Source organism: Flavobacterium reichenbachii (assembly GCF_002217435.1).
Lineage (GTDB): Bacteria > Bacteroidota > Bacteroidia > Flavobacteriales > Flavobacteriaceae > Flavobacterium > Flavobacterium reichenbachii.
In genome coordinates, this window is record NZ_MUHF01000023.1 from 85,124 (window position 1) to 103,549 (window position 18,426).

Below are 18,426 nucleotides of genomic sequence, written 5' to 3' on the forward strand. Positions count from 1 at the left end.
AATTTCTGATTTTGATTTTTAAGTTCATAAACTGCTTATAAATTTCCATAAACTACAATATAATCTGCGTAGACTAATTTGTCGTTTAACCAGATTAGAAATTCTTTTAGAAAAGTCTGCACTTTTTCATCTTCATTTTTTATTTGGTTTATTTTTTCTACAATTTCTCTACACGTTTTATTGTCAAAGAAATTACTGCCCATTATATCAAATTCATCTTCAACAAGATCATTCCAAGGATTACGTAATGGAAAAACAGATTGAAACTCTTTTAAAATAAGATCAAAATTTTCAGCTGGTATAAAAGCATCGTTTCTTTTCTCTGTTTTATACGCTTCTCCATCTGCATTTTCTGGCCATAAAATAAAACCAATTTTAGAATCTGTTGTTTTGCCTGTTGAAATTATAACGAGTTTTTGATTAATTCTTTCGATTGCTTTTGTAATATCCCAATTGCAGATTTTGTAATTTTCTTTGGCGGTTTCATAATCACATTCTGTTCTGTCACAGATTTTTTGAATATTATCGTCATGAAATTCCTTTTCGCATAATTCAATATCTCCATTATTCTTTTTAAGAAGCTCAAGAGCAATATTCAAAGGAACTGAAATTTTATTTCTTAATAATTTTACGTTTTCATTGTTCATCCTAAAAATCAAACTTTAGATTTCAACTTAATTATTTTAAATAAATTTGACCAGCCATTCCATACGCAGGTGTAATCGTAATATCTATAAAAAACTGAAGTTTGATTGCTTCTGTTTTTTTGAACTTGATTATTGCTGCAGGAATAGATTTTAACATACTCCTTTCGCTGCTTTCTATTTTAGAGAATCAACGATTTCTCGTAATTTGATAATTTTGTATAATGAATCTTTTTGTGTTTCTTCTAATTTCCTCCATTCAATGCCATTTATTTTTGTTACCATATCATATTCACCAATTAAGCCGTCAAGTAAAATATATGTAGCATTCATCATCTCTGCAGATTCTCTATAATTTCTAATATTTAATTCAATATCAAGTTTCCCTAATTTTTTTTTGTGACGAAAATAAATATCATCGTAAGCTATTTTTAATGAATCATCATACACAATTTGCAAACCGTCTCCAGAATTTCTCTGCCTGAAAGCTTTAACTTCCCATTTTTTTAATTTTGGCGCTTTTTCTACGAGTTTAATTACTGCCGGAAAAGATTCTGTAATACCATCTGCCGATATTATAAACTCTCTAGTACTATCTTTACGTATTTTACTAAATTCGAAAACAAGATTTGAGTCAATTTCTATTAATTTCTCATGTAATTCATCAAAAACTTCTTCCTGGTTATTTTCAAATTTATAAATTCTTTCCTGATTTGATGAAAACCAGTTCCAAAAATCTTCTTCATTATCTTTTGATGAGCAAGAAAACATTGAAAATCCGATCAAGAGAATTGAAATAAAAAATTTCATATTTGGTTTCATAAAGCAGCTTGATTAAATGAGTTTATTTTTATTTATTAAAATTATCTTTTAGAGACGGAACGGCTTAACTTCAAAACTCATATTTTCAAACCAATTTGTTTCCACATTGTTCTCCAGCCTTCCCACGCACAGGTTCTATCATTAAATTGTTTTTGTTCGTTTCCAAATTTAACAATGTAACTATCATCTGTTGTACATCCTCCTTTATTCAAAAGATTCAACTCGCACTCCATTTGAATTATCGCTTCTAATTCTTTTTTATTCAGCTTTTTAGACGAACCGCGACTTTCAGCATAATATTTATTATCTCTTTTGCTAACTATTAAATTTCCTTCAAAAGAATGAAAACATCCTGAACTTTCATAATAGAATTCTACCTTTTGGTTGTCTTTCAAATTTCTAACAAATGATTTATTAATGAATTCTTTGTAATCTGAATAATCAGGATAGATTGAGATATTATATACCTTATTCTCTTTTACTTCGATAGTTCTTGTTAGAGATTGATTTAAAAAATTTAAATAAACAAATTCATATTCTCCATTATCCAGACTATCGATCAAAATTTCCTTTTCGATACGAGGTTTTCTAAAGCGTTCGTATTTTTTAAATATTTTTCCGTCTTTATAAACATCTATAAAATAAAGTTGGGGAAGTTCTTTTTTTGATTGATCTGAAAACGCTACTTTTAATTTTATCGCAGCCGGAGTTTGCTTGCAACTGAAAAAAACTAAAAAGACGAACGATATAACTATTGTTTTAAATTTCATTTATAGTTTTTTAGTTTGTTTTCTTAAACGAATATACAAATTCTCAGAATTGGTAAAATAAAATTATAAGAATAATAAATTTTTTATGAAACCGCCAACGTGAGGGATAGAGGCGGTATCCTTTTGTGAAGTGAAACGGAGCAAAAGATACCGCCGAATGAAAATTTATTAGGATTACAAATCTGTACTACCAAACTACATTTCACTTATTCTTTAAGAATAAAACTGCTAACATTATTAAAAAATGAATAATCCCAATTACAAATAAAGTTTTTACTTTATTAAAAGCCTTATCATACAAAATTCCATAAATAGGAAATTGTATTAAAGCAAAAAAATAAAAAAGAAATTCAAAGTCAATTGATAAAAATATAGATGCCCAAGGAAACAAAACAATCAATTGATTTGTAAATCCGTGTCCACCTCCTGAAATAATTATGGATCCAATTAAAATCATTGGAGTCGCAATACTCAAATTAGTTGTCCACTTATAATTTGACATTTATTTTAATTTATTGATTTTATAAACCGAAAATAAGAATTAAAACAATACACTATTCTGAATAATCAAAAACATCTATAAACCTTTGCTTTCTTATGAAACCGAGATTCGCGTGAGGGATTGAGGCGGTATCCTTTTATGGAGCGGAGCGGAATAAAAGATATAGCCGATCCCGAAGCCTCGGGACGACCCGGAGGGTCACGCCCAAATTAAGATCCTGAGATGTTAAGGTTCTAAGTTGCTGAGATTTTCACTCTTTGTAGAGTTTCTTGCGCAGATTTCTCCTTCGTCGAAATGACAAGATTATGGTTACCTGCGAATTTGAAAAGAAAAAATCTGCCAAATCTGCGTGAGATAAAATCGCCAAAAATTGCCTAAAAATGAAACTACGACAAACCTAACAGGTTTTAAAAACCTGTTAGGTTTCTTTTGCGGAACTATTAAAAATCTGCGAAATCTGTGAAAGAAAAAATCTCAAACAAATAAGAAAACTTTAATAAATCAATCTTACGTCACTTCTCTAAAAATCACTAATTTTGAAAATCGAAGTTCAAAATTCAATTTATTATGAAATATCATCAAATAAACAGCGCTCTTTTTGTAAAAAACCGCAGAAAATTTACGGCAGAAATGAAACCTAATTCGGTTGCCGTTTTCAACTCAAATGACATTTACCCAATTAGCGCCGACAGTACTTTGCCGTTTGCGCAGCACAGAGATATTTTTTATCTGAGCGGTGTAGATCAGGAAGAAAGCATTTTGCTTTTGTTTCCGGATGCACCTTATGAAAGTCAAAGAGAGATCCTTTTTTTGAAAGAAACCAGCGAACATATCGCAGTTTGGGAAGGTGAAAAACTAACTAAAGAACGTGCTTTTCAGGTTTCGGGAATTAGAACAGTTTATTGGCTGCAGGATTTTCATAAAATTTTGAACGAAATGATGACCTACGCCGACACAATGTACATTAACACCAACGAACATTATCGCGCAACTGTTGAAACAGAAACTCGCGAAGCTCGTTTTGTAAAATGGTGGAAAGAACGTTATCCGGCACATAATGTTGCTAAAAGTAACCCAATTTTACAGCGCATTCGTTCTGTAAAAGAAAGCGAAGAAATCGATTTGATTCAACAAGCTTGCGACATTACAGAAAAAGGTTTCCTCAGATTATTATCGTTTGTAAAACCAAATGTTACCGAATATGAAATCGAAGCTGAACTAGCGCACGAATTCATTCGTAACCGTTCTAAAGGTTTTGCTTATACACCAATTATTGCTTCTGGAAACAATGCGAATGTTTTACATTATATAGAAAACAATCAGCAATGTAAAGCTGGAGATTTAATTTTATTGGATGTTGCTGCTGAATATGCAAATTATTCAAGCGATATGACGAGAACGATTCCGGTTTCTGGACGTTTTTCTGATCGCCAGAAAGCAGTTTACAAAGCGGTTTTGAATGTTAAAAATGAAGCAACAAAAATGCTTACTCCAGGAACACTTTGGAAACAGTATCATATTGAAGTAGGCAAAATCATGACATCAGAACTGCTTGGTTTGGGTTTATTAGACAAAGCCGATGTTCAGAATGAAAACCCAGAATGGCCAGCGTACAAAAAATATTTTATGCACGGAACTTCTCACCACATGGGATTGGACACGCACGATTACGGATTGCTTCATGAGCCAATGAAAGCCAATATGGTATTTACGGTTGAGCCTGGAATTTATATTCCGAACGAAAAATTCGGAATCCGTCTTGAAGACAATGTTGTCGTTCAGGAAAAAGGAGAACCTTTTAACCTGATGCGTAACATTCCTGTAGAAATTGACGAAATTGAAACGTTGATGAATTCTTAAGAGCATATAAAAAATATATTTTATATAAAATGGCCGGCAGAAATGTCGGCTATTTTTGTTTAAATTATTCAGCACTAAGAATTCATTTAAAACTGCCTCAAATAATTATTATTTTTAACTGAAATAAACTTATAGCCTTTATATGGCTTGTCAATTATTATCTTTGTGTTATACTTAAAAAACATTATTTTGAAAAACATTCTATATAAAAACACCAATATATCTTTTACAGATTCAGGCGAAGGAAACGCGGTTGTATTTCTTCATGGCTTTTTGGAAAACAAAAAAATGTGGGAGGAATATGTTGAACTTTTTTCTAAAAGTCATCGCGTTATTACAATCGATTTATTAGGTCACGGCGAGACAGATTCTTTGGGTTATGTTCATGAAATGGAAGATAATGCCCATGTTGTAAATGAAGTTTTGGAGCATTTAGAAATCAAAAAAGCAATTATTGCAGGACATTCTATGGGTGGTTATGTTACTTTGGCTTTCGCCGAATTGTATCCGGAAAAAGTTCAGAAACTAGCGTTGCTGAATTCAACTTCTAAGGAGGATAATGCCGAGAAAAAATTAAACAGAACGCGCGCGATAAAAGCAGTAAAACAAAGTTATGTAAACTTTGTAAGTCTGGCAATTGCCAATTTATTCAGCGAAAATAACCGCACCCGATTAGAAAAAGAAATTGAAAAGGCAAAAGAACAAGCTCTAAAAACACCGTTGCAGGGAATTGTAGCGTCGCTGGAAGGCATGAAAATCAGAAAAGACAGAGAATCATTTCTTAAGCAGAATTTATTTCCGCTTTTGTTAGTTTTAGGAAAAAAAGATCCTGTTTTAAATTATGAGGAAAATATTGGCCAGATCGAAGGTACAAATGCTCAACTGGTTTCTTTTGACGATGGACATATGAGCCACATCGAAAATAAAGAAGAACTAAAAGATGTTTTACTGAAATTTATCAATTAAAATTCTGTCCATAAAATCAAAAAAGGCTGTTCAAAATATTTTGAAACAGCCTTTTTCTCATTCTTGGGGGCAATATTATTATAATTTTGAGACAATATCTTTTTTATATTTTGATAATGTTGCTCTCGTTAAACCTAGATTAGCTTTTTTAGAATCTACTGCTAAGTATATAAAATATCTTCCGTCTTCAGAAACATCCAAAATATGCAGCTGATCTGTAAGCGAAATTAAAATATCGCCAATTTTTTGATCTAAGCCCAATGCTTTAATCGCATTCATTTTAGCTTTTACAACTTCTAAATTATAAGCAGACGCCAATTCAGGATCAAAATTTGGATCTACAGTTAATGAGCAGTAAGACATTCCTGTTTCAACCTCAGTTACCGAAACAGCAATAAATCCGTTAATATTCTCTTTTAGATCATTTTGAAAATCTTGTAAAAAATCTGACATGTTTTGTATTTATATTTAATTAATTATTGAAAATTGAGTCCATCTTACGAAGTAAAAGACCCATTTTGCTCACATCTTTAGACAGCAAAGCCACACAGTTATCTTCTGAATCTTTGCTCGCCACCACTATTCCATCATTGTTTTTAATCATAACTTGTTTAAGGTCACCATTATTAACATCTTCTGACATCTCTAAACACATTTTTAAAATCATTCCTATCATTGCAGCAACATTTCCGTCATATTCTAAATTAACAGATTCTGTTAAGATTCCGTCAATGTTAAAACTTAATCCAGATTCTGCTCCTGTCTCCTCTACTAATGTGTTTAAATTAATCATATTCTTTTTTAATTATATTTTAGAAAGTTCAAAGTTATTTCAATAAAATTCAACTATCCGATAAACACTTGTTAAAAAACAATCAATCACAACCCATTGAATCACTTTTGTTTATAGCATAATTATTCGCTTTTTTTAGAATAAAATCTTCAAAAAAAATTAACAGAAAAAACAGATATAGAGAAAAAATTAACATTTCGTTTCATTAAACTCATTTCTAATGCCACGAGCATAAACAAAGTTTAATTTCCATTAGTTTTCTTTACATTTGCAAAAAAATTTAACGCGATGAAAACTGTTGATGAATTACGCTTTGATTTAAATGTAAAACTGATGAAGTTTAGAAGATTTAGAATTGAAAACGGAAGTATAAATAATTCTGTTTCTGAGGAACCTGCTAAAAAAGGTTTCTTCAAAAAAATATTTAGCTAAAAAGCAATTATAAAAAGCTGAATTTTCTAGAGAACTTTTCTTTAAAAAATTCAGCTTTTATATTGATTATCTGCATCTTAAGACTATCAGTAAAAACTAATGAATGTAAAAACTTTTATTACATTCTTTTACTTACTCTATCGCACTAAAATTCTTTATTGTACGAATTTACTTTTAACACTTTCTTTCGCGAGACCAGTGATATCGGGGGATAATCTGACAGAATCTATTTTTACTGCACAGACTTTATGTTATAAAAAAAGCACCGCCTTTTCTTTAAGACAATTCAATTTCCAGAATAAAACGAATTAATCTGTTTTTGAAAATATTTTAAATAAATTCATTCTTTAAAAAAATACGTCTATTTTGTTTAGCGATGGAAAATTTGATGAAATAGAAATCGACAAATAAATTGGAATAAATTGATTTTTACGCAGATAACCAAAATTATCTAAACAACACCTGAATCCTTTTTTTTAATAAGATACATTTGTTTTCCATCAGATTTCTTTAAACCTTCTCTTCAAAAGGAATTGCAGTATCAAAAATTTCGTTTAACAATAAAACGATTTGTTCCAGATAGTTATTTAAGATTTCAGGAGTTACAGTCGTAGTGAGCTCTTTTTCTTCTTTAAATCCAAAAGGCAGAAAACCAGACTTCAGGTTTTTAAAGGAAATAATCCCAACTTCAACAGGCACATCTTTGGCTTCGTTTTGAAACATTAAGGCATAAGCTAATACTTGTATTATTTTATCGTTTTTAAGCTCTTGTGTTAATCCATTCCATGATTTCAAGATAACATTGGCTTTTTCAACTTTTCCCGTCTTATAATCAATAATTCTTATTCTGCCGTTTCTAAGTTCGATTCTATCCACATTTCCTTTTAGCAAAACAGGAAACGGAAGGCTCGGATGATTCAGCTCATATTGAAATGTAGTTTCTAAAGCTATAATCTTAATAGAATCACCGTTTTTCACCGCTTCTATTTCCATTCTTATAAAATTAGAAACATTACGTTTTGCAACCTCAAAAGCCAAAAGATTCCTTCCTTTCTTGATTTCACCTTCTTTATAAACAAGCTTAAACTGTTTCAAAACTTCTTCATCCAATAATTTTAAACAATTAGAAAGATCGTGTTCTGAAATAAATTTTCCAATAAAAGGCTCGTACAATGACTTTAATGTCTCATGAATTATGGTCCCCAGAGTATTTAAAGCAATATTTTCTTCTACTTCTTCTACTTCGCGGATTCGGAGAATTTTTTGAAAATAAAACTCAATAGGATTTCGAATGTAGCTTGTTAATGCAGATGGCGAAAATCCAGTTTCGGCAATTTCCTTCAAACGTTCCATTACCGCAGCAGATTTAGGAACAACCATAGATTCGTATGCCGTTGCAGGCAAAACAGGATTGTAAATATCAAATGTAAGATTGTGCTTTTTTTGTCTTTCTACTTCCAACTGTGTAATAAAACGACTGCGCTCTCCTGCATCCAGTCCTTCATTTTCTGTATTATAAATCAGGTAAATATTTTTTGCCCTTTGAAGCAAATGATAAAAATGGTACGTATAAATCGCGTCTTTCTCTTTAAAGGTTGGCAGTCCTAATTCCTTTTTTACATCATAAGGAATAAAAGAGTTTTGAGATTTTCCGGCAGGAAATTTACCTTCATTCATAGAAGTCACAATTACGGTATCAAAATCCAGAACACGGCTTTCCAACACTCCCATAATTTGTAAACCTCTTAAAGGCTCTCCTTCAAAAGAAACTTCTGCGATATCAATTATCTGTTTGTATATGGCATACAAAGTATCTATATTATCAATATGCTTATGCAGCGAATAATAATTAATAAGCTTATTAATCACTTTGAAAACAGAAAAAACAAAAGTTTTAGCTATTTTTTCTTCTTCATTATCATTACTGAAATTCTCTTTGATCAAAAGCAGCAACGCAGAAATAGTTTCCAAAACTGCCACTGAACCACTTTCCCATTTTTGAAATAGCAGTGTAAATAAAATCGATTGATTTGGATTTAGCTCAACAAGTTTACTATGAGTTACAAAAGTATAATTGTTTTCTTTGACAATTCTGACAAGCTCCCTAGTGCTTGCATATGGCTCTACCAAAGGATGAGTTAAAATATCGAGTACATCTTTATAATAAAAGACATAACTGCCCCCCTTTCGGGAAATTGCACTGGTATGCATTTTAAACAATTTTGCAATCAATATCTGGGATGGATTATTCTTTCCAGAATATCCCATTGTAATATTAAGAGCTCCGACTGTAGACGGCAGAGAATACAACACCGGAACCAATAAGTTCTCTTCTCCTAAAACTACTGCTACTTTATCCAGAGATACTAAAGGGTTTTCGTTTATTATATTTTCAATAATACTTCCTGCTATTTTAGCTTGTCCAATCGTTTTTGGAGTTCCAATTACGTGAATATTTTTATGTTGAGAAAAATCATCAACAATCCATTCGAATGGATTCGATTTATAATGTTTCCAGCTTTCTTTAAAACGACGAACAAATAATCCAGCGTCATGATAAGGATCGTTTAAAAAAGCCTGATCAACATCCCAATAAATTTTAGCCTGATCCAACGCTAAAAGATGTTGCACAATTTTTTCTTCTGCAGCATTTAATGCATTAAATCCAGCAAAAATAAAAGTTCGATTTGTAATTGTATTAGAAAAATGATTCAGATTATTTACTGCTTCTCTGTAAATCAATCCTTGATATCCTATTGATTTATTAAGCAAATGTCCGTACAGAGATTCATAATACAATGGGAGTAATTTCCAAAAATCAATATAGTTTTCTAAGAGTTTTGTTTTATTTTCAACTTCAATTCCCCATTTTTTAATATCTTCAATATCTTTCAAGTAAGACAAAACATGTGATGGATCTAAAAGATAACGATCAATTTCATTAAAATCCTGCAAAAGTGTTTTTGCCCAGTTAGCAAATAATTCAAATGATTGTTGATTCTGTTTATCAGTCACTGACAAATAGACTTCATAAAACTCAAATAAAAGTTCAATAGAATCTATTGATCTAACAGCCGCAATATCTTGTACAAAATCCTCTATACTAACTATTTCCGGACTAAGAATTGTCGCTTTAGTTTCGTTTTTTAAGGCTTCAATCAAAAAAACCTTTGCCCTTTTGTTAGGGAGCACTATTGTAATATCAGCAAGTTTTGAAGAATAATCCTGAATTACAAAGGCAGCTATTTTTTGAAGAAAAGAAGGATTTACCATATTGTAAAAATAAAAAAAGCCATTCAATTAAGAATGGCTTTTAGTATTTATTTAAAAGGTAAATTAGATTTTACCTTGGTATTTAGAACCAATATGTTTGATTTCAGTTCTTCTGTTTTGTGCTTTACCTGCAGCAGTTTTGTTACTTGCAACTGGTTGAGTAGAACCAAATCCTTTAGACTCTAAGTTCTCTGGATTAACTCCTCTTTCAATTAAAGCATTCATTACAGCAGCAGCTCTGTCTTCAGATAATTTTTGGTTAACTTTAGCAGAACCTGTACTATCTGTGTGACCTTCAACACTGAATTTCGCGTTTGGATAGTTTTTAAGGATTTCTTTAATAGCCTCTAATCTAGCTGGAGTTTCTTTGTCTCCTGTTTTGAAAGTAGCTTTACCAGAGTTAAAGTATACCGCTCTAGCTTGAACTTTAAGATCTTCTAAAGCCTCAGAAGTTACTTCTGGACATCCTCTGTTACTAGCAGGACCAGCAACTGTAGGACAATCGTCATCTTTATCTGCAACACCATCTTTATCAGCGTCTAAGATTGGACAACCACCATTTTCTCTAGGACCAGCAACTGTAGGACATTTGTCATCTTTATCAGCAATACCGTCTCCGTCAGTATCAGGACAACCTTTTAAAGCAGCTAAACCAGCAACATCTGGACAAGCATCATCTTTATCAGCAATTCCGTCTCCGTCAGTATCAGGACATCCGTTTAATGCAGCTAAACCAAATACATCTGGACAAGCATCTGAAGCATCAACGATTCCGTCACCGTCAGTATCAGGACATCCGTTGAATTGTTTTAAACCAGCAACATCTGGACAAGCATCATCTTTGTCGTAGATTCCGTCACCATCTGTATCTTTTCCTCCAAATTTGAAGATAAGACCAGCTGTGTGTTGAAATACAGATCTGTCAGTTGCTTTAGTTTCGTTAGGAGAAACAACCCATTTGTATCTTGTAGCTAATTCAAGACCAATAGCATCAGTAAACCAGAAAGTTAAACCAGCACCTGGATTAACAGTTCCAAAACTACTATCTCCGAAGAAAGTATAACCTCCACCAACAGATAACGAAGGATCGATTACTTTAGATTTAATTAATTCTTTGAAGCTATATTTAATAGTAGCATCAATTCCGTAATACATCAAGTCACCAGGATTAGTAACAACATTTCCTCTACCGTCATGACCTGCGGCAAATGGAGAGAAAGTTACTAATTTATCGATTTTGTTTACAGATCCTTGTAAACCTAAAGAGAAACCGCTCCCTACATATCTAGACACACCAATGTAAGATAAAGAAGGAAGAATGTTCCAGTTGTCTTTTACAGCGAATGGCTGAGAAAAGTGTTGATCAAAGAAACCACTTCCTGCACCAGAGCTAGTTCTAGTGTCAACGGCATTAACTCCAAATGAGATAGCCCATGGGTTGTTACTGTCTTGCGCGTGAGAAGCTTGAGGAGCCAGACCCATCACCATCAGTACAGCAACTAAAAGTTTTTTAAGATGTTTCATACTTAATTTTTTTAATTACAATTTAGTTAATTACTAGCAAAAGTAACACCAAATTTTTTAAATACAAAATGAAATGTTAAAAAAAACCTACAAAAATTTGGGGTATATGGTAATTATATAACTTTTAACATTTTTCCGACAACTTCAAAACCTTTTATCGCCCTGTCTAAATGTTCTTTAGTATGAGCTGCCGAAAGCTGCACCCTAATTCTAGCTTTTTCTTTAGGAACAACAGGAAAGAAGAATCCGATTACATAAATACCTTGCTTCAATAATTCATCTGCCATTGTTTGGGATAATTTAGCATCGTACAGCATAACAGGAACGATTGCAGAATCTCCGTCTATAATATCAAAGCCGGCCTTTTTCATACCTTCTTTAAAATAATTTGTATTCCATTCGAGCTTATCTCTTAAGGTAGTATCCTTTTCTAAAAGCTCAAATACTTTAATAGACGCTCCTACAATTGCAGGCGCAAGTGAATTAGAAAATAAATATGGTCTCGAACGCTGACGAAGCAGCTCGATTATTTCTTTCTTAGCAGTAGTATAACCTCCCATTGCACCGCCTAACGCTTTACCCAAAGTTCCAGTTATAATATCTACTCTTCCCATCACACCTTTTGCTTCTAGTGTTCCTTTTCCAGTTGCACCAATAAATCCAGCGGCGTGACATTCATCAACCATAACCATAGCATCGTATTTATCAGCCAGATCGCAAATTTTATCTAATGGCGCCACAAGACCATCCATAGAAAAAACTCCATCGGTCACAATTAATTTAAAACGTGTTCCTGCTTCATTAGCTTTGATCAACTGCTGTTCTAAATCTTCCATATTGCTGTTTTCATAGCGATAACGAGCAGCTTTACACAAACGAACACCATCTATTATTGATGCATGATTTAAACTATCTGAAATAATGGCGTCATTCTCACCTAAAAGAGGCTCAAAAACACCTCCATTAGCATCAAAAGCAGCTGCGTACAAAATAGTATCTTCTGTACCATAAAAATCAGCTATCTTTTTTTCTAAAGTCTTATGAATATCCTGAGTACCACAAATAAAACGAACTGACGACATACCAAAACCATGTGTATCCATGGCATCTTTTGCAGCCTGAACTACTTCTGGATGTGAAGAAAGTCCCAGATAGTTATTTGCACAAAAATTCAAAACCGTTTCTCCGGTAGAAATTGTAATTTCTGCCCCTTGTGCAGAAGTTATAATACGCTCTTTTTTGAAAATCCCATTTTCATCAATCGTCTGCAGCTCACTTTGCAGATGTTCTTTAATTTTTCCGTACATTTTTATTTATTTAAAACGTTAAATATTAACAATATAACCATCATTAAACCTTTAACATCTGATTAATTTTTTCACAAATTTACTACATCAATATTGGCTCCTATATACACCAAAGCTTTTTTTAACACTTTATATCCTAAATCTTCAATAGCATCCTGATATTCTTGAATTTGCTGTTTGTATTTGAGATTTACTGCACCAGTTTTATAATCCAAAAGAAAAGCTTCTTTGTTTTGAGTTAATATAACGCGATCTGGTTTTAAAATTTTTCCATGCTTTTGAATAATGGTCTGCTCGTTTAAAATCGTATAGGATCCATTAAAACAATTTTCCAGCTCAGGATGGTTTACAATTTCTCGGAGTGTACTTAAAACAATTTCAACCTGATCAAATACAATTAAACCGTTTTCAATTGCTTTTGAAACCGCCAAATCTATATCTGATTTATCTTTTACGAAAGCCAAAATTTCATGCACAATATTTCCGTACGAAATTGCTTCTTGCTGATGCGTTCCCCACATTAAAGCTTCTCTCTGCGCAATTTTTATATTCTTTGGATTTAAAACATGCGAAACCATTGGAATCGTTTTCACCAAATCTACTGTATGTTTTACAGATGAAAGCTTTACTTTATTTCCGAACTCATATTCTAATTTTTCAGGATCATATACACCCTTATAAATAAGATATTTGATAAAAAAAGATGCCATATTACTAGGATATTCACCATCTTTCCTTTCTTTTAATGATTGCGAAATAACATACAACTGCTCTTCTGCACGAGTTAAAGCCACATACAAAACATTTATATTATCTAAGAGTTCTTCTTGTTTTTTTAAATTAAAAACCGCCAGAGCATTTTCCCCAAAACCCTCTACAGCACTGCTGTTATCAATTAAAGCTTTAGGAACATTCAAATCAGTTTCTTCTGTGTCCAGCCATAATTTGTCTTTTGGTTTTCTGCTGTAATCCTCTTCTGCAAAGGGCATAATCACAACCGGAAACTCCAGTCCTTTAGATTTATGAATGGTCATAATACGCACAGCGTTATTCCCTTCTGGAGACGGAATACTAAACTTCTCTGAGTTTTTATCCCAGAAAACTAAAAAATCAGAAATACCAGCCTGATTTCTTATGTCTCGCTCTAAAACGATATCAAGAAAAAACTGCACATAAGCATTCCCTTCTGACGGAAGTACAAATTTTGAAATAATAATTTCAACCGCTTCATAAAGCGATTTTTTTCTGATGTTTTCAAAAGAAAGGGAAACATCAAACCCTAAAAGCCATGCTTCAAAGTCATTTTCTCTTTTCTGAGACATTCCTTTTGCTATAAAATCATGAATTGGGAGATCAACCTCCATATTCACTGCTAAAAAATGAAGAAAATTTGCTTTTGATTCTAAATCTGCACTATTACTCAGATATTTTAAAAGATGTACGATCAGGCGGACTTCTTTCGCATTTTTTATCATCAGCGTTTCCGAAGATATAAGGGGAACATTCTGTTCTGTTAAGTAGTTCGCAATTGCGATTCCCTGATCTCTTTTTCGGGTTAAGATTACGATATCCTTATATTGAAAACCTTGCCGAACCACATTCTGAATTGTATTTAAAGTCGCGAGAACATACAGGTCAGATTTTTCAACCACCTCTTCTTCATCAGCAAAATCATTTTTATCAATTACAGGAAGGAAAGAAATATTGACATAACCTCCTTTTTTTGAATTTGTATTTTGAAAACTATGATTTTCGTATAAATCTTTATAATCTGCATTTGAAAATTCAGTCGAAATAAGCCTAAAAAAATCATTATTAAAGTCAATTACCTCACTATAACTGCGGTAATTTGTATTCAAATTCTCGAGTTTTTTATCTGGATTACTAAATGGGTTAGCATCTTTACTTAATTCAATAAACTGTTCTGCTTTACCTCCGCGCCAGCGATAAATTGATTGTTTAGGATCTCCAACAATCATTAATGTTCCCTTATTTCCTAAATCATCCTGACCGGCAAGCGCATTATCAATCAGCGGAATCAAATTCTGCCATTGCATTTCTGAAGTATCCTGAAATTCGTCAATAAAAAAATGACGGTAACGTTCGCCTAAACGTTCATAAATGAAGGGCGCCGGCTGATTCTGAATTTCACGGTGAATAATAGCATTAAATTCAGAAATAGACAAAATATTTTGCTCTGATTGAATTTTTGCCAATTCATTACTTACCGTATTTAGCAGCGAAAGCGGTGTTATATTTTTCAGGAAAGCTTTGTAAAAATCTCTTTTTTCAAAATTTTTATAAATTTTATCTAATGCCTGAAGAAAATCAGGAATGAGACTTTCAATTAACGTACGGTCTTTTGCAGTTTTATTAATCGCAATATCATCAAATTCATGAAAAGTTTTATTTCTTGGATTAAATTTTCCGTCCCGAATGCTTTCTAAATGATTAGGAAAAGTTCCTCTTGAAAATGATTTAGGATCAATCCCATTTTTCTCAATCAGAGAAATAACATCACAAGCAAACTGTCCATTCTCCTCTTCTAAGGTTTTACAAAGCGCCAGCATTTTCTTTTTAATCTCCAGGAACTCTTCAATAGTTGTATCCTGAAAATGCGAGATTTCATTGCGATTATTTTCATTCAAAACCAATCGACCTGTCTCCAGAATTTCACGCGAAATATCCCAGCTTTTATCATCGTCGGTTTTTTCCATCGTAAAGTCGATGAGCAATTTCGTCAGTGTTTCGTCTTGACCGGCTTGAGCAATAATCGCATCAACAGCTTCTATCAACAAGTTTTCCGTATCGAGCGTAACTTCAAAAGTCATCGGAAGATTCAAGTCATGAGCAAACGCCCGAATCACTTTGTGAGTAAATTTATCTATAGTAGAAATATCAAAAGCAGCATAATTATGGATTAGGTGCTTGATAATGTTTTGAGATTTTACTTTAATTTTAATTATGGAAAGACCCGTTTCCCGAGATAAATCTTCCATTAAATCTGATGCTTTATCGGAAGGTACTTCTTTTGCAAATTCAGATAAACTCCCCACAATACGACTTTTCATTTCATGAACAGCTTTATTGGTAAAAGTTATGGCAAGAATATTACGATAGGCATCATTTTTTGGTGACGAAAGAATGATTTTAAGATATTCCTTAACCAAAGTGTAGGTCTTTCCCGAACCTGCAGATGCATCGTAAATAGAGAAAGACGGACTTTGCATAGTTTATATTTTAAATGGTAAAAATACTATTTCTAAAGCACAGATGAATATAAAAAAGAAAGAATGCCTATAAAGTTAATTAAAAAACCAAATAGAAATAGAAGATCATACTTAGAAAAAGTACAAGGTTTATGAAGGCTTTTGTCCAGCTTAAAGCCTTTAAAAAAGCCAATACGATTAGATCTAAAAGAAGCATTAATGTAATGAATGGAAAACCAAGCATTCCAAAGACCAAAACTCTGGGCGGTCCTAAACAGGAACGGCCATTTGGATCAATAAAAAGATAATTAAAGACAATGAAACAAAAAACTATAGATAAGAAAACGACAGCACGCGTTACAAAATGAGATTCATCGTCAATATACTTGTTACGCATAATTATTCTGCAGTATTTTCAGTTTTTGGAAATGCTCTTTTATTAAAAAACAACAATATTCCAACTCCTACAGAAATTGCCATATCTGCAACATTAAAAATAGCATTAAAGAAGGTAAACTCTTTTCCTCCAAAAAAGGGAATCCAAGATGGCAGCATACCTTTCCAGATCGGAAAATAAAACATATCAACCACTAAACCGTGAAACCATGTTCCATAAGGATTAGGAGAAAATAATGTTGCCAAATTATGACTGCTTCCGTCAAAAATAACTCCATAAAAGACAGAATCAATTATATTTCCTGCGGCTCCTGCAAAAATTAATGCTATAGAAACAATCAGATAATTGGATTGGCGTTTTTTTACAGAATCTGCCAGCCAATAACCAATTCCGACAACAGCAAAAATTCTAAAGACAGTCAAAATTAACTTTCCATATTCTCCCGGGATTTTTGTTCCCCATGCCATTCCCTCATTTTCAATAAAATGAATTCTAAACCAATCAAAAACTTTAACCTCACCATATTCACCTAATATAAAGTTTGTTTTTACATAGATTTTTGAGAGCTGGTCAACAATTAGAACTAGAAATATAAGGAAATACGCTTTTCGTAATGACATTTTATAATTTTTTGATGCGCAAAAATAACAATTAAATCAAAAAAAACGCTCCTTAAGGAGCGTTAATTCTTTTCTAATAAAACAAAATAAAATCAATTAGTATTCTATTAAGCTTAAAGTCTATTTTTTTGCCGGAGTCGCAACTATTGTTTTCGGACTATCGGCAAAGAAATCTGAAATAGATTTAAGCAGCCCTTTATTCTCTTTTCCGGTTGCTGCTTTTTTAACTTCAGTCTTTTTTACTTCAGCTTTAAATTTTATACGCAATTTTTCGAACTCTTTCAATCTGCTCTCAACATCAGAGTTTACTTCTTTGAATTTCAGTACTTTAGCCATTGTGTAAGTTTTTTATAGTGAATAATTTAAAATTTATCAAATTGGTATTACAATAATACATAAATTAATTTATATTTGTTAACATAAATTAACAATTGTTTATGACAAAAGCAATGTTTTTTTGAAATCCACCACCTATATGAATTAATTTTAACTATTTTCCGAAATCCTACAAAACCATGAACGAAATCACAACCATCTTAAACGACTTTCTGGTAGACACAAAATCCACGTCAGCCTTAATCACAAATGGAAAGGGAAAGCTAATCACTTCTCAAAACCTGGACCACGGAGACAGTATTGCAGCAATGAGCGCTGCTATTTTATCTATGAGCGAAAAATTTCTAATTGATTTAGAAAAAGGAGCCCTAAAACAACTATATTTAAAAACTTCCGAAGGTGTTGTTGTCGGAAACAAAATCAGCGGTACAAACTTTTTAGTCGCATTTTCAAGAGAAGGCAGTAATCTGGCTTTATTAATGCGTTCTATAGAAGAAGTTTCGAGTCAATTAAGCAAAAATTCCCTATTAAAATAAATAATCCATTAACAACAAACCCAACAAACTATGAGTAACGATTTTTTAAACGTGTTTTTAAATGAAATGAAAACAAACGTAAACGGCTTTATTGCTGTCGCTGTTACCGAAATTGAATCAGGCCTAAGCTTTGGAAATCTGACTATTGACCCTTCATTTGATCCTGAGCTGGCCGCTGCTTACAACCTTGAAGTTGTAAAAGCAAAACTAAACGCTGTGAAAGCTTTGAATTTAAATCAGGATATTGAAGATATTTTGATCACTCTTTCTAATCAAATTCACATTATTGACATTTCACCGAACAAAAAGTTCATGATTTATCTGGCTGCAGATTCTGCTAAAGCAAATTTAGGGATGACTAGAGCTATATTAAGAAAACACAAATCGGAATTAGAAAAGAATTTAGCGTAATTCCATTTTTTAATTAGAACTGCT

General features: G+C 32.4%; 18 protein-coding genes. 6 read left to right on the forward strand and 12 right to left on the reverse strand.

Features of this window, described 5'->3' with window-relative positions:
• Positions 1 to 35 precede the first annotated feature (35 nt).
• The 4 genes from B0A68_RS19685 to B0A68_RS19700 all read right to left on the reverse strand — a co-directional run bounded on the left by B0A68_RS19685 (position 36) and on the right by B0A68_RS19700 (position 2,738).
• Positions 36 to 647, reverse strand: coding sequence for a hypothetical protein (locus B0A68_RS19685; protein ID WP_051892449.1), 612 nt, complete (start codon positions 645 to 647; stop codon positions 36 to 38).
• A gap of 174 nt (positions 648 to 821) precedes the next feature.
• Entirely contained in the window at positions 822 to 1,454 is a 633-nt protein-coding gene (locus B0A68_RS19690) for a hypothetical protein (protein ID WP_123947530.1), read from the reverse strand.
• An 89-nt stretch (positions 1,455 to 1,543) separates the two neighbouring features.
• A complete protein-coding gene (locus tag B0A68_RS19695; RefSeq protein ID WP_035681623.1) occupies positions 1,544 to 2,236 on the reverse strand; it encodes a hypothetical protein in 693 nt (230 codons plus the stop codon).
• Positions 2,237 to 2,438: 202 nt separating this feature from the next.
• The gene (locus tag B0A68_RS19700) at positions 2,439 to 2,738 is read right to left on the reverse strand and encodes a hypothetical protein (RefSeq protein WP_035681621.1); all 300 of its coding nucleotides are present in this window, start codon (positions 2,736 to 2,738) and stop codon (positions 2,439 to 2,441) included.
• A 567-nt stretch (positions 2,739 to 3,305) separates the two neighbouring features.
• Here B0A68_RS19700 and B0A68_RS19705 point away from each other — a divergent pair.
• Together B0A68_RS19705 and B0A68_RS19710 are read left to right on the forward strand one after the other, a co-directional pair.
• Complete coding sequence (locus tag B0A68_RS19705) at positions 3,306 to 4,598, forward strand: aminopeptidase P family protein (protein ID WP_035681619.1); 1,293 nt, start codon at positions 3,306 to 3,308, stop codon at positions 4,596 to 4,598.
• Positions 4,599 to 4,787: 189 nt separating this feature from the next.
• A complete protein-coding gene (locus tag B0A68_RS19710) occupies positions 4,788 to 5,564 on the forward strand; it encodes an alpha/beta fold hydrolase (protein WP_035681617.1) in 777 nt (258 codons plus the stop codon).
• 78 nt (positions 5,565 to 5,642) lie between these two features.
• On the opposite strand, the gene B0A68_RS19715 is transcribed toward B0A68_RS19710, so the two are convergent.
• Together B0A68_RS19715 and B0A68_RS19720 are read right to left on the reverse strand one after the other, a co-directional pair.
• Entirely contained in the window at positions 5,643 to 6,017 is a 375-nt protein-coding gene (locus tag B0A68_RS19715; protein WP_035681615.1) for a hypothetical protein, read from the reverse strand.
• Between the two features lie 19 nt (positions 6,018 to 6,036).
• Positions 6,037 to 6,357 carry a roadblock/LC7 domain-containing protein gene (locus B0A68_RS19720; RefSeq protein ID WP_035681612.1) on the reverse strand — a complete coding sequence of 107 codons (321 nt, stop codon included), beginning with the start codon at positions 6,355 to 6,357 and terminating at the stop codon, positions 6,037 to 6,039.
• A 288-nt stretch (positions 6,358 to 6,645) separates the two neighbouring features.
• Here B0A68_RS19720 and B0A68_RS24540 point away from each other — a divergent pair, with 288 nt between their 5' ends.
• Entirely contained in the window at positions 6,646 to 6,789 is a 144-nt protein-coding gene (locus B0A68_RS24540) for a hypothetical protein (RefSeq protein WP_165571318.1), read from the forward strand.
• A gap of 510 nt (positions 6,790 to 7,299) precedes the next feature.
• Here the strand turns inward: B0A68_RS24540 and B0A68_RS19725 are convergent.
• The 4 genes from B0A68_RS19725 to B0A68_RS19740 all read right to left on the reverse strand — a co-directional run bounded on the left by B0A68_RS19725 (position 7,300) and on the right by B0A68_RS19740 (position 16,123).
• On the reverse strand, positions 7,300 to 10,062 hold the full coding sequence (locus B0A68_RS19725; protein ID WP_035681610.1) for a PD-(D/E)XK nuclease family protein: 2,763 nt from the start codon (positions 10,060 to 10,062) through the stop codon (positions 7,300 to 7,302).
• A 63-nt stretch (positions 10,063 to 10,125) separates the two neighbouring features.
• The gene (locus B0A68_RS19730) at positions 10,126 to 11,586 is read right to left on the reverse strand and encodes an OmpA family protein (RefSeq protein WP_035681607.1); all 1,461 of its coding nucleotides are present in this window, start codon (positions 11,584 to 11,586) and stop codon (positions 10,126 to 10,128) included.
• A 113-nt stretch (positions 11,587 to 11,699) separates the two neighbouring features.
• Positions 11,700 to 12,893 (reverse strand): glycine C-acetyltransferase, encoded by a 1,194-nt coding sequence (gene kbl, locus B0A68_RS19735; protein ID WP_035681605.1) that lies wholly within the window; start codon positions 12,891 to 12,893, stop codon positions 11,700 to 11,702.
• Between the two features lie 71 nt (positions 12,894 to 12,964).
• Positions 12,965 to 16,123, reverse strand: coding sequence for a UvrD-helicase domain-containing protein (locus tag B0A68_RS19740; RefSeq protein WP_035681601.1), 3,159 nt, complete (start codon positions 16,121 to 16,123; stop codon positions 12,965 to 12,967).
• Positions 16,124 to 16,254: 131 nt separating this feature from the next.
• Here B0A68_RS19740 and B0A68_RS24545 point away from each other — a divergent pair, with 131 nt between their 5' ends.
• Positions 16,255 to 16,410, forward strand: coding sequence for a hypothetical protein (locus B0A68_RS24545; RefSeq protein WP_165571317.1), 156 nt, complete (start codon positions 16,255 to 16,257; stop codon positions 16,408 to 16,410).
• 91 nt (positions 16,411 to 16,501) lie between these two features.
• Here B0A68_RS24545 and B0A68_RS19745 read toward each other — a convergent pair whose 3' ends face one another.
• Both B0A68_RS19745 and B0A68_RS19750 read right to left on the reverse strand, forming a co-directional pair.
• Positions 16,502 to 17,119, reverse strand: a complete 618-nt coding sequence (locus tag B0A68_RS19745) for a lipoprotein signal peptidase (protein WP_035681599.1) — start codon at positions 17,117 to 17,119, stop codon at positions 16,502 to 16,504.
• 120 nt (positions 17,120 to 17,239) lie between these two features.
• Positions 17,240 to 17,455, reverse strand: coding sequence for a hypothetical protein (locus B0A68_RS19750; RefSeq protein ID WP_035681598.1), 216 nt, complete (start codon positions 17,453 to 17,455; stop codon positions 17,240 to 17,242).
• Between the two features lie 179 nt (positions 17,456 to 17,634).
• Between B0A68_RS19750 and B0A68_RS19755 the strand changes: the two genes are divergently transcribed.
• Together B0A68_RS19755 and B0A68_RS19760 are read left to right on the forward strand one after the other, a co-directional pair.
• Entirely contained in the window at positions 17,635 to 17,991 is a 357-nt protein-coding gene (locus B0A68_RS19755) for a roadblock/LC7 domain-containing protein (protein WP_035681597.1), read from the forward strand.
• 30 nt (positions 17,992 to 18,021) lie between these two features.
• Positions 18,022 to 18,402 (forward strand): hypothetical protein, encoded by a 381-nt coding sequence (locus B0A68_RS19760; protein WP_035681594.1) that lies wholly within the window; start codon positions 18,022 to 18,024, stop codon positions 18,400 to 18,402.
• Positions 18,403 to 18,426 lie beyond the last annotated feature (24 nt).

What these genes read in the sequence shown, in the direction of transcription:
- B0A68_RS19760 (WP_035681594.1), top strand. Translation starts at nt 18,022, where the DNA reads ATGAGTAACGATTTTTTAAACGTGTTTTTAAATGAAATGAAAACAAAC.
- B0A68_RS19725 (WP_035681610.1), bottom strand. Translation starts at nt 10,062, where the DNA reads ATGGTAAATCCTTCTTTTCTTCAAAAAATAGCTGCCTTTGTAATTCAG.
- B0A68_RS24540 (WP_165571318.1), top strand. Translation starts at nt 6,646, where the DNA reads ATGAAAACTGTTGATGAATTACGCTTTGATTTAAATGTAAAACTGATG.
- B0A68_RS19730 (WP_035681607.1), bottom strand. Translation starts at nt 11,586, where the DNA reads ATGAAACATCTTAAAAAACTTTTAGTTGCTGTACTGATGGTGATGGGT.
- B0A68_RS19685 (WP_051892449.1), bottom strand. Translation starts at nt 647, where the DNA reads ATGAACAATGAAAACGTAAAATTATTAAGAAATAAAATTTCAGTTCCT.
- B0A68_RS19720 (WP_035681612.1), bottom strand. Translation starts at nt 6,357, where the DNA reads ATGATTAATTTAAACACATTAGTAGAGGAGACAGGAGCAGAATCTGGA.
- B0A68_RS19695 (WP_035681623.1), bottom strand. Translation starts at nt 2,236, where the DNA reads ATGAAATTTAAAACAATAGTTATATCGTTCGTCTTTTTAGTTTTTTTC.
- B0A68_RS19690 (WP_123947530.1), bottom strand. Translation starts at nt 1,454, where the DNA reads ATGAAATTTTTTATTTCAATTCTCTTGATCGGATTTTCAATGTTTTCT.
- B0A68_RS19750 (WP_035681598.1), bottom strand. Translation starts at nt 17,455, where the DNA reads ATGGCTAAAGTACTGAAATTCAAAGAAGTAAACTCTGATGTTGAGAGC.
- B0A68_RS24545 (WP_165571317.1), top strand. Translation starts at nt 16,255, where the DNA reads ATGAAGGCTTTTGTCCAGCTTAAAGCCTTTAAAAAAGCCAATACGATT.
- B0A68_RS19705 (WP_035681619.1), top strand. Translation starts at nt 3,306, where the DNA reads ATGAAATATCATCAAATAAACAGCGCTCTTTTTGTAAAAAACCGCAGA.
- B0A68_RS19755 (WP_035681597.1), top strand. Translation starts at nt 17,635, where the DNA reads ATGAACGAAATCACAACCATCTTAAACGACTTTCTGGTAGACACAAAA.
- B0A68_RS19700 (WP_035681621.1), bottom strand. Translation starts at nt 2,738, where the DNA reads ATGTCAAATTATAAGTGGACAACTAATTTGAGTATTGCGACTCCAATG.
- B0A68_RS19715 (WP_035681615.1), bottom strand. Translation starts at nt 6,017, where the DNA reads ATGTCAGATTTTTTACAAGATTTTCAAAATGATCTAAAAGAGAATATT.
- kbl (WP_035681605.1), bottom strand. Translation starts at nt 12,893, where the DNA reads ATGTACGGAAAAATTAAAGAACATCTGCAAAGTGAGCTGCAGACGATT.
- B0A68_RS19745 (WP_035681599.1), bottom strand. Translation starts at nt 17,119, where the DNA reads ATGTCATTACGAAAAGCGTATTTCCTTATATTTCTAGTTCTAATTGTT.
- B0A68_RS19740 (WP_035681601.1), bottom strand. Translation starts at nt 16,123, where the DNA reads ATGCAAAGTCCGTCTTTCTCTATTTACGATGCATCTGCAGGTTCGGGA.